The organism is Pseudidiomarina terrestris, from assembly GCF_030466405.1.
In the GTDB taxonomy this organism is placed as follows: domain Bacteria; phylum Pseudomonadota; class Gammaproteobacteria; order Enterobacterales; family Alteromonadaceae; genus Pseudidiomarina; species Pseudidiomarina terrestris.
Window position 1 is genome coordinate 109,556 of record NZ_JAGGJF010000001.1, and the last position, 11,120, is coordinate 120,675.

An 11,120-nucleotide genomic window follows, 5' to 3' on the forward strand; every position below is an offset into this window, starting at 1 on the left:
ATCGAACACCCTATTTTGAAAAAACCGGCCTCGTTGCCGGTTTTTTTACGTCCCTACTTTTTACGTCTCCGTAGCTCAGCTGGATAGAGCAGCCCCCTCCTAAGGGGCAGGTCGCAGGTTCGACTCCTGCCGGGGACGCCATTACCAAAACTTGCTAACTTTCCTACACTCTGTTAAAAAAACTGCATAACAATTAAACAAAGCAGTTTATGAGTGACTTACAGCAGCTCTACCAACAAGCAGGAAAGGCATTCCAAACAGGTCATTTTAGTGACGCGGAGCACCACTGCCGCAAGCTTTTACGCTATAACGGCAAGCACTCTGACGTCCTGCATTTACTGGCACTTAGCCTGCAAAATCAGCATCAGGTAAAAGCCGCGGCCACACACCTCAACAATGCCCTTAAGTATCAGCCGCTGCATCATCCTTCGCGTAAAACCCTGATTAGCCTCTATACCGAAAACGGCCAGTTTGACCTTGCCCAGAAACACTGTCAGATTCTCCTTGGCCAACAATCGCAAAACCCGGACGCCTACTTCCTGGTCGCCAAGCTTTACCGTTCCATGGGGCTGACTGAGCGCGCGCTAAAGGCGTTATTAACCGCACGGCAGGCGCTGCCTGAGCCATCACCGCTGATCGACTACCTGTTGGCCTGTGTCTACTATGACATGGATGAGCACCAGCAGACCGAAGCGATTTTGCAAAACCTGGTCCGCCAGCTACCTGAGTACATTGATGCCCACATTGCTTTGAATAAACTGTATTGGGAGCATGGCCCTGACGATAAGTTTCTGACCTCGCTGCAGGATGCACTTGCCCAGCATCCCGATTCCAGACCCTTGCATCATAGTTTGTGTGCTCACTTGCTGATGGCCGGACGCCCTGAAGACTGTGAGCAGGCCTGCGAACAAACGTTAAGCAAATTTCCTGACGGTGCGGAATTTTTTCATCTGCGTGGTTCGGCCTTATGCCGTTTGCAGCGTAGTGACGAAGCTTTGCGCTGCTATCAGCGCGCAGTCGAACTACAGCCCGACGTACTGCGCCATCGCATTGATTATGGCACCTCATTGCTACGTAGTGGTGACTTTAAGGCAGCGCTAGCTCAGTACCTTGCCGTTGAGAAAATGCACCCTGACAGCCAGGAAATGCTGGCGTATAAGGCGCTTTGCTTGCATGCTCTGGGCGATCCTGAGGCGGAGCAACTGAACAACTACAATGATTTCGTCCAAATCATTGCGCTTGAGCCACCGGCCCATTATCCGAGCCGCGAAGCCTTCATGGCTGAACTTGCTGATACCTTACAGGGCTTGCATAAAACCCAACAACAGCCGCTGGATCAAAGCGTGCGTAATGGCACCCAGACCGTGGGTAACTTACTGGCCCAGCAGGCACCAGTTATTGGCGAATTCAAAACCATGCTGGAGCACGCAGCCAAAACCTATCTGGCCAAGCTACCTGACGATGCCCGGCACCCGCTGTTACGGCGCAAAACTAACGGTGTGCGCTTCACCGGGGCCTGGTCCGTGCGACTTAGCGAAAATGGCTTTCACTCCAATCATGTTCACCCCGAAGGCTGGGTCTCTTGCTGCACCTATATTCAACTACCCGCGCAGGTTCGCGCCGATGACGACAGCCGCGCGGGTTGGATCAAATTTGGTGACTCCGGGTTGGAATTGCCCGGTACGGAAATTCCTCAGCATGCAGTCTGTCCGCAGGTGGGCTATTGCGTGTTCTTTCCCAGCTACTTCTTCCACGGCACTGTGCCGTTTCAGGGAGAAGGTGTGCGCATGACCGCGCCCTGCGATATTTCCCCGGCCTGGTAACCGTCTAAGGCTGCTTCGGCAGCTCTGGCAACTCTGGCAGAAAGTCGGCGTAGTTGCGCCAACGTCCTGACGAGCTTTGATAAAGCGGCTGCCGCACCTGCCACACACTGGCCGTACGAACGCTATTGTTACGCCGGTGAAAGTCCAGACAACTCTCCTGCCAGTCTAAACCAAGCTCGGCAAGCACCGGCTCCAGCTGCTGCTGTGGGGCTGCGACCAATTGATCGTAATTGACCACCTGTAAATCATCGCCGAGTACCTGCTGCCAGTGTCGTAACAGATCGTTCTCAAGCTCTATATAGCACAGGATATCCTCGAACCGGTTGGCATACGCCATCGAAGAACCCAATCGGGTAAAGTACACCGATAAGGCATTATCCAGGGGGTGGCGACGGGTGACGATAAATTTTGCCTGCGGCAAAGCACGCTTAATTAAACCAAGCAACCAGATACTGTCAGGACGCTTATCGGTAAAATAGCGAACATCGCCTAATCGTTCCCTCACAAAGGCAAGGTAGTCACGTCCCAGCGAGACAAAGTCCTGATCACGTTGCTGCGCGAGGTAGTCCCTCAGGCCGCCATCGCCCTGCGCCTGAATCCGCTGCCACAAGCGCGGGAAAAATTCTAACTCGCCACCGCTACTTATCGCACTATGACCGCCCAGCATTTGCTCAAGCAAAGTTGAGCCCGAGCGGAACATACCGCAAACAAAGACCGGTTGCTGGGCCGCGTCTGCATCGACGGTAGCGCGCGGTAACGGCAGGTTGAATTCAACCTGCAAACTCTGCAGCAACGCTCGCTGCCGGGTCTCATCCCAGGCGGGCATGGTGGTCGCGTTCCATTGATTCGCTTGTTGATAATACTGCCACGCCTCAGCGTAAGCGCCACAATCGTTGCACAACTTGCCCAGCGCATAAGCCGCATCAATACGCTCGTTTAACGGCACCCGCTGGGTGGTCACCAACTGTTGCAACTTAGCAATGAGGGGATCAGCGCTGGTCTCTGCCCTATGCACGTCCGCAAGACGCACGTAGGCCATGGCAAAATTTGGGGCATAATGAATGACCCTGGAAAAATAGTGTGCCGCCTGTTTTTTGTCACCGTTTTGTTCATAGCAATTGGCGAGATTATAAAGTGCCGGCACGTAGCCAGGCGCGATGCGCAGGGCTTCCTGAAAGGCTGCGATGGCATTGTCGTTCTGCAGTAAGCCTTCGTTGTAGATCACACCAATATTGGTGTACACCTCTTCCGGCTGGCTAATCCCCAGCTCCAATGCCCGCTGGTAGTGAGCAATAGCTTGCGGATACAGACCCGCAGCGCGGCAATAATAACCGCAATTAAACTGCGCACCCGCATGGCGCTGGTGGTGCGCGATATAATCAAGGTAAAGCGTTGCCGCCCGCGCCTGATCGCCCTGCTGTACCGCTAATGCGGCAGCTTCGTCCAACAACTCCAGCCGCTGCGGAGACGCAGCAAGCCGCTGACAGAGCGCATCAAACTGGCGGGCAACTGCGGGGTTCACCGAATCAAACCTCGCCGTCTAACGCGCTTTGCAGCGCCTGTAGCTGTTTTGCATAAGCTTTGCTATGACCGATGCCATGCTGGTAGATACGCGTCGTCAGCGGCTCGCCACGAGCTGTGGTGACACTTGGTACCTGCTTGACGAAGTCATCCTGCGCAGAGGCGGCTTGCAAACCACAGAAATCGAGAATTTTTTGCTCTGTCGTTTCGGTGTCTTCAACAAAGGCCTCGTAGGTCACTGTAAGCAGCTCGTCACCCAGACTCTGCTGCCAGGCGGACATAATCGCCTGATAATGGCGATAATAACGGCCAAGCTCTTCCTGATCGTAGGCGAACGCATAACGGTCGGCGAACAAGGTGCGATAAATCGACCAGCAGGTGTCGAGTGCATCACGCTCTACATGAATGATTTTGGCGTTCGGTAAGGCTTTTTTTAACATGCCACAGTAAAGGAAGTTAAACGGCAGTTTATCCACGACGTAACTGTTTCCGTCGGCAACGTCCTGCAGCTGTTTCAGATAGGCTTTGCCGAGTTCGCCGTAGTTGATCGCGGCGATGGCCTGCGCCCGTGTTGCGCCCGGATGCGCCGCCAGATAGGCACTGATCGCCTCACCCAATAACTGTGGAAAATCTGGAAACTCACCGGCGGAGGTCACTTGCGGATGCGCATGCAAGTAGCGCTCAATTAAAGTTGCGCCACTGCCTGGCATACTCACGACAAAAATAGGGGTCAATTCGGCGTTTTTGTTGGCGCGTCCCTGGCTCTTCCAGGTGCTGGCAACATCCGCCATTTGCGTCAGCGCATCAAGCTCTGCCGCTTCATTGTAGGGGGTAATCTTCTTCTGTAAGGCATTCCCCGAGGTTACAGCGGCAAATGCTTGTTCGTGCAGCCCCAAGTCGTCGGCTTCTTTGCCTAACGCAAACCAGATCGGTGTGTCCGCGACTTCATCCTTACGTGCACGATCTGCCAGTTGCTCCACGTGATTTTTTGTTTTGGTTTGTTTACGGAGCAGTGCGCGGACGTAAAACGCCATACTCGGCGCATCTTTTTGCTCACAGACAGCATTCGCCAGCTTCTCTGCAGCTTTGTGTTTACCAACGAACCACTGATTCAAAGCCTCATCGAAGGCTAACACAGAGTCTTCTTCGTGCGCTTTGCGAAGGAGTGTAAGCAGTTCAAGGGCCTGCTCAGGTCGATTAAGTTGGGTGTAGAAACGGGCAAGCTGTTGCTGGTAGTTTTTGTTGTCCGTGGCTAACTTCTTCGCGTGTTCTAATGCTTTAGCCAGCTGTTTACGCTCGCGCAGGCTGGTTAATAAATGCAGTTTATCGATGTGCAAGGCAGGCTGATCGGGCATCAGCTCAATGGCGCGATTCAAATGGGCCAGGGAGCTTCTGAGTGCGCCTGTTTTATGATGCAGCTGTGCCGCTAAATGCACTACCGCTGCTGAATCCGGTGCACGTTGCACCTGCGCATCAATATAATCCCGGGCTGCTTGCTGTTGCCCACCTTTCAACAACGCATTCAGGTACTGACCAAGCTGTTGTACTGAAGGAACCTCTGACTGATCATTCATACTTTCATTCCCTATGCATGACAGGTGTCATTTTTCGATCTGACAAATAAAAACGGCGACAAAAATGTCGCCGTTTTATTTAACGCTAATTTACTCGCTATTAGAAGCGGAAAGTCACGTTTGCGTGGATGTAACGACCCAATGTGTCGTAGAAACCAGCAATTGTGTTTGCGTTAGTTGCGATTGCACCGCCAACCAGTGGTGGCTCTTTGTCAAGGATGTTGTTCACACCGAATAACAATGACGTGTTCTCGTTCAGATCGAACGTGGTTACGATATCAAGGTAGCTTTGCGCTTTGATACCGCCGTCAGCGATCAACAGTTGGTCGACATCTTCGTCATAGCCGATATCGCCGAAGTAACGCCATTTCGCCTGAGCAGTCCAGAACGAGTCAGACGAGTAGGTTACTGTTAACGAGTGACGCCAATCTGGCTGCGGGAAACATACTGAGTTAACTAAGCCAGCACAATCCTGACCAGTGCTATCAGCGTATTTCTCAAGGTAGTATGAACCGTTCATACGTGCAGTGACTGTACCGCCCATCACGTCTTCCATGATGTAGTTAGCGTTCAAGTCAACACCACGGTAGGTTTCTTCACCAACGTTTACGTTAGTTGCGATGACGAAGCCATTGCTACCACGCCACAAGCTGCCTGATGGTGCACGGACAACGTTGTCACAGTACTGAGCTTGACCTGTCAGAGCACACTGATCAAGAGTGTTTTGTGCACCAACAGTACCGATAACGTCAGCGATATCGATCGCCCAGTAGTCAACGGTGAAGTTCAGGTTGTCAGTTGGGTTAGCAACGATACCAACGGTGTAGGTATCAGCAACTTCTGGCTCAAGGTTGACGTTACCGCCGAACAAGCCGTTGTACTGAGACGCTGGGTTAGCATCAACGTTACCGTACTGAGAAGCGCTCACGCCAGTGTTCGCACACTGTGCCTGAGTGAACTCAGGGTTGGCGCCGGCACATGGGTCAGTACCCTGCCATAGACCAACTGAAGTTGCAGAGAACAATTCAGCAACGTTTGGAGCACGTACCGCGCGGTTGTAGCTTGCACGCAGTTTCCAATCAGAAGTGATGTTGTAGTCTAAAGCAACTTTATAAGTTGTCTCTTTACCTGAACTGCTGTAATCAGAGAAACGCAGACCTAAATCAACAGTCATGCTCTCGATACCAGCGCGACCTTCAGCGATAGGAACACTCAACTCACTGAAGATTTCTTTAACGGTGTAACCACCAGCTAAGCTGTTAGTAGGACCGCCCTGGCCAGCCAATGCACCTTCTTGATAGATGGTGTCAGCAGTACGTTCGAAGTCGATTTCACGTGACTCGACACCGATTACTGCAGCAGTAGGCAGATCAGATGTTGGGAACGTCGCGTCCAGCTCACCAGTTAAGTAACCGTTCACGATACGCTGTGAAGTGGTACCAGTCATGATGGCAACACCACCAAGTGTGTCAGCCGCTGCACCAGTTACGCCACCTGGAGTGAATACGTTATACGGAGTACAGCCTTCACCACAAGCGTCATAGCCTTCAGCGCCTAACGCCTGACCTACATATGGAATGTAGAAGTCATTAACGTAAGCAGTGCTTGATGAAGTTGAGCCATACTGGAATGACAGGTCATAAGACCAGTTAGCACTCAGGTAACCTTCAGCACCAGCAACGATACGGAACGCGTTGTGCTCAAGGTTGTTCATACGAGGACCGCCCTCAACGTTACGCTTACCGATGTAGGCACCGACTTGCTCAACGTCTGGACCAAACTGGTCATAGAATTGTGAACGTTGCGTGTCGCTAAACAGCGGGCTGTCCACATCTAAAACTGCCTGGAATGCGTAGAACGTACCAGATTCAGCGATTTGCGCTGCAGTACGGTCATGCATGTAGCTGATTTCCATGTATGGACGGAAAGCGTCGCTCACATCATAGTCTACGAAAGCACCCATAGTGTAACGAGTGTCAGGACGCATGAAGTGGTTGACTGGCGCGTAGTTATAAACGTTGCTGCCGTCATATGGAGAGAAGCTACCGTCTTGATTCAGTGACCACCAAACTTCCTGGTCAAGATCATATTCACCATCAACGATTGGTGCGAAGAAGGTATTAGGTAATGGCGCAGTTGAAGAACCACCACAAGCAGTACCCGCTGCGTTCAGTGCACATGACGAGTAGTCACGCGTTTCCTGACGCATTTCGTTGATTTGACGCCATGTTGCATAGGCTGTCGCTTGACCTTTACCGCCAGCGAAGCTGCCACCCATGGTCAGGTCGATGTTGTACGTTTTACCTTCGATACCTGAACCACCGTTCGGGTAATCAAAGTTACGCTCATCCATCAAACCCTGGATGTATTCGTTGTTGTTGTTGTGCTGGTAACCTGAAGCGCCGACGTTGATTTCAACGCCTTCAAAGTCATCTTTCATGACAAAGTTAACAACACCAGCTACCGCATCGGCGCCGTAAGTTGCAGAACCACCACCAGTCAGAACTTCTACACGCTCAACCAAAGCAGCTGGTACTTGGTTAACGTCAGGTGCTTGTGAATAAACACCACCTGGCTGTAGGCGACGGCCGTTCATCAGAACCAAGGTACGGTTAACACCGATACCACGAAGGTCAAGTGTAGCAACACCAGACGCGCCGTTAGCGATGAATGAAGTTTGCGCAGCTTCTACCTGAGGCAGGCTGTTCATCAAATCTTCGATACGGGTAAAACCAGAAGCTTTAATTTCTTCTGAAGAGGTGATTTGTACTGGGCTTGATGATTCATAGTCAGTACGTTTGATACGCGAACCTGTTACCGTGATTCGCTCTTGAGCTTCTTCTGCTTGCTCGTCGTCAGCCTGCGCTTGAGCTGCAGCAGTTCCTGACATGGCAAGAGAAGCGCCACCGAACATTAATGCTAAGCGGATAGACTTAGCCATTTTGCTATTCTTATACATTATTTCTTCTCCCTGGATCACTTAGGATTAGTGATTTTCAAACAAACTAAACCGCTTTAAAACCGCTGGTCTAGCAAGTACTTGAATCGACAGTAAGCATGATTTTCAGGCCTAATTACGATCAAGTCTCCTTGATACTAATTAAAAAGTAGTGAGAGCGCAAGCACCTAAAGTGTACGAATTTACGCCAGGAGCGGCATTACAGTAAGATTAACCTTTAGGCTAACTTCTCCCTACATTTGCTTTTTTCTTCACCTATAAACTCCGTTTGATACCTTTTTTGCCGCATCGCTCACCTGAGCCGCTAGCTTGCCGCCTGCTTTAGCAAAGCGAAATAAAACAACAATCCATCTCTAGGGAGTATCACCATGATGCAAAAATCCTTTGTTGCGCGGTCAGTGCAGGCAGCCTTAACACTTGCCGTGCTGGCAACGACGCCAGCGATAGCGCAAGATATCAGTAATGATGAGCAGGGTGAACCGGCACCAGAACGTATTCAGGTTACCGGCTCAAGAATTCCCCAATCCACTAACGTGGTCAGCTCCAGTCCGGTATCTCAGGTTACCGCCGAAGAGTTTGAATTTTCCGGTGCTGTCCGTACCGAGGACCTGGTCAACGATCTGCCGCAGGTGTTTCCTGGTCAGGCTTCCACAGATACCAACGGCGCCACTGGCACCGCCACTGTATCTTTGCGCGGGTTAGGTTCTTATCGCACACTAGCTTTGATTAATGGCCGGCGCATGGTCATGGGGTCGCCCGCACAGTCGGGTATCGCTGCCGACTTGAACCAGATCCCCGCAGCACTCATCAAAAACGTCGAGCTTCTTACTGGCGGCGCCTCAGCAACCTATGGTTCCGATGCCGTGGCGGGTGTCGTCAACTTCATCATGGACGATGAATTCGAAGGGGTTAAATTCAGCTACCAGAACAGCTTTTACCAGCATAACAACAATAATAACGGTCCCGCGGCACAAGCCAACAAAGCATCGGGCTTTGCGTTACCTGATAGCAGCGTTACTGACGGCCATATGAATGACTACTCCTTGATCATGGGTGCTAACTCAGCCGATGGTAAAGGCAACGTCACCGTCTACGCCACCTATCGGGATATTCAGGGTATTACTCAGGACCAGCGTGAGAACAGTGCCTGCGCCTTAGCCGGTTCACCGGATAATTGGCGTTGCTCAGGCTCGGCCACCATTCCCGATGGGCTTTGGCTCGCGGGTAACAATGCATGGGTTCATGATGGCGCCGACTTCATCAATTACGATGGCCGCGTCTACAACTATGCCCCATTAAACTACTTCCAGCGGCCTGATACCCGTACCACTCTGGGTGGCTTTGCCAAGTACTACGTCAATGAACATGCGGAGTTCTTTGCTGAAGTCGGTTACATGAAAGATCACAGCCTGGCGCAAATTGCCCAGTCTGGCTCGTTCTTCCTCGATGTAAACTTCAACTGTAGCAACCCACTGTTATCGGAAGCACACTATCAGGCTATGTGCGCCGACCGTGGCTACGGCCCCGATGACAGCTTCAGCGCTACCTTTGCGAAACGCAACGTCGAAGGCGGGCCCCGCTATGCTGACTTACAGCATATCTCCCATCGACTGGTGGCCGGTGTACGTGGCGAAATCACGCGCGACTGGACCTACGATCTGTCCTTCAATGCTGGGGATGTGGCCTATAGCGAAATGTATCAAAACGATTTGAGTAACACGGCCATCAAGCGCGCTTTAGACATCGTTGCCGATCCAGCAACCGGTGAAGCGGTATGCCGTTCGGCCCTTGAAGGTCTGGACCCCAGCTGCGTGCCATGGAATGTATTCCAGCCAAATGGCATTACCGATGAGCAACTGGCTTACCTGACCCTACCTTTATATGCTAACGGTGAAACTCAGCTTCGTGAGTTTAACGTTTTTACGGTAGGCGATTTGAGCATGAGCGAGCTGAAATCCCCCTGGGCTTATATGGGGCCGTCGATTCTATTCGGCTACACCCATCGTAGTGAAGCTTTACGCTATCAACCCGACTCAGCATTTCAGAGCGGTGACGGTGCTGGTCAGGGTGGCCCGTCCGTGCCGGTAAATGGTGACCTGAGTGTTGACGAAATCTACACCGAGATCCAGATCCCATTAGTCACTGAAGCCAGTTTTGCGGATACCATGATGCTCGATCTGGGCTATCGCTACTCCGACTACTCGACAGGCATCGATACTGATACCTATAAAGTCGCGCTGGGCTGGGACGTCACCGACACCTTTAAAATTCGTAGCAGTTTCCAAAGCGCTGTGCGCCACGCCAATATCCGTGAGCTGTTCCAGCCGCAGGGACTGAACCTGTTCGATATGGCAGAAGACCCTTGTGCCGGTGCCAACCCAACCGCCAGTCTGGAAGCTTGTGCGAATACCGGTGTCACTGCCGAACAGTACGGTTCGATTTTTGACAATCCAGCCGGTCAGTATAACTACATGCAAGGCGGTAACCCGAACCTGGATGCCGAAAAGTCTGAGACCAAGGCTATTGGTTTTGTCTGGCGCCCGCACCTGGCAAACGATTTTGATATCTCGGTGGACTACTTTGATATCGATGTCGAAGACGCGGTTGGCATTGTGGACCCGATCTTTTCACTCAACCAGTGTCTGGAAACGGGTGATGCCACCTACTGTGACCTGATCAATCGCAACGAAAACGGTTCCATCTGGCAAGGTGCTGAAGGCTATATTACCGCCACTAACGTGAACATCGGTTACTTGCGCCGCACTGGTGTCGACATTAACTCAAACTACCTTGTCCGACTGAGTGATATGGGTCGTCTGAAGTTTAACCTGGTGGGTACTTACTTCATGAACTTCGATGAACTGCCGCAACCTGGCAGCGACCTCATCCAGTGTGCGGGCCTTTGGGGCGGCAGCTGTGGCGGTCCGAATCCTGAGTGGCAGCATAACTTGCGTTCAACCTGGGTCACCCCATGGGATATGACACTGTCGATGAATTGGCGTTACCTGGGTGGTGTTGATCACATCAACAGTGATTTTAACCTCGGCGCTGAAAACTACATTGACCTCACCGCACAGTTTAGTGTGTTAAGCGGTGGCCAAATCAATGTCGGGGTCAACAACGTGTTTGATAACGATGCGCCATTAGTGCCGAATCAATTAGGCGATAACGGTAATACCTTTCCATCTTTCTATGATGCTTTAGGTCGTTACTTCTTTGCCGGCTTTGAATACAAATTCTAAA

General features: G+C 51.7%; 5 protein-coding genes and 1 tRNA gene. 3 read left to right on the forward strand and 3 right to left on the reverse strand.

Annotation, left to right across the window (positions count from 1 at the left end; translation table 11 throughout):
* Positions 1–64: 64 nt before the first annotated feature.
* Positions 65–141: transfer RNA gene (locus tag J6J34_RS00550), tRNA-Arg, on the forward strand.
* Between the two features lie 68 nt (positions 142–209).
* Positions 210–1,823 (forward strand): tetratricopeptide repeat protein, encoded by a 1,614-nt coding sequence (locus J6J34_RS00555; protein WP_301774526.1) that lies wholly within the window; start codon positions 210–212, stop codon positions 1,821–1,823.
* Between the two features lie 4 nt (positions 1,824–1,827).
* Here J6J34_RS00555 and J6J34_RS00560 read toward each other — a convergent pair whose 3' ends face one another.
* From J6J34_RS00560 to J6J34_RS00570, 3 genes are all read right to left on the reverse strand, one after another.
* A complete protein-coding gene (locus J6J34_RS00560) occupies positions 1,828–3,345 on the reverse strand; it encodes a tetratricopeptide repeat-containing sulfotransferase family protein (RefSeq protein WP_301898294.1) in 1,518 nt (505 codons plus the stop codon).
* A gap of 4 nt (positions 3,346–3,349) precedes the next feature.
* Positions 3,350–4,918 (reverse strand): tetratricopeptide repeat-containing sulfotransferase family protein, encoded by a 1,569-nt coding sequence (locus J6J34_RS00565; protein WP_301835888.1) that lies wholly within the window; start codon positions 4,916–4,918, stop codon positions 3,350–3,352.
* Between the two features lie 100 nt (positions 4,919–5,018).
* A complete protein-coding gene (locus J6J34_RS00570; RefSeq protein ID WP_301719758.1) occupies positions 5,019–7,859 on the reverse strand; it encodes a TonB-dependent receptor domain-containing protein in 2,841 nt (946 codons plus the stop codon).
* Between the two features lie 386 nt (positions 7,860–8,245).
* On the opposite strand from J6J34_RS00570, the gene J6J34_RS00575 reads away from it, so the two are divergent.
* Complete coding sequence (locus J6J34_RS00575; protein ID WP_301835889.1) at positions 8,246–11,119, forward strand: TonB-dependent receptor plug domain-containing protein; 2,874 nt, start codon at positions 8,246–8,248, stop codon at positions 11,117–11,119.
* The last annotated feature ends 1 nt before the right edge of the window (position 11,120 follow it).

Bases quoted from the DNA above. Each gene is read 5' to 3' on its own strand.
- J6J34_RS00555 (WP_301774526.1), top strand. From the start codon at position 210: ATGAGTGACTTACAGCAGCTCTACCAACAAGCAGGAAAGGCATTCCAA.
- J6J34_RS00565 (WP_301835888.1), bottom strand. From the start codon at position 4,918: ATGAATGATCAGTCAGAGGTTCCTTCAGTACAACAGCTTGGTCAGTAC.
- J6J34_RS00570 (WP_301719758.1), bottom strand. From the start codon at position 7,859: ATGGCTAAGTCTATCCGCTTAGCATTAATGTTCGGTGGCGCTTCTCTT.
- J6J34_RS00575 (WP_301835889.1), top strand. From the start codon at position 8,246: ATGATGCAAAAATCCTTTGTTGCGCGGTCAGTGCAGGCAGCCTTAACA.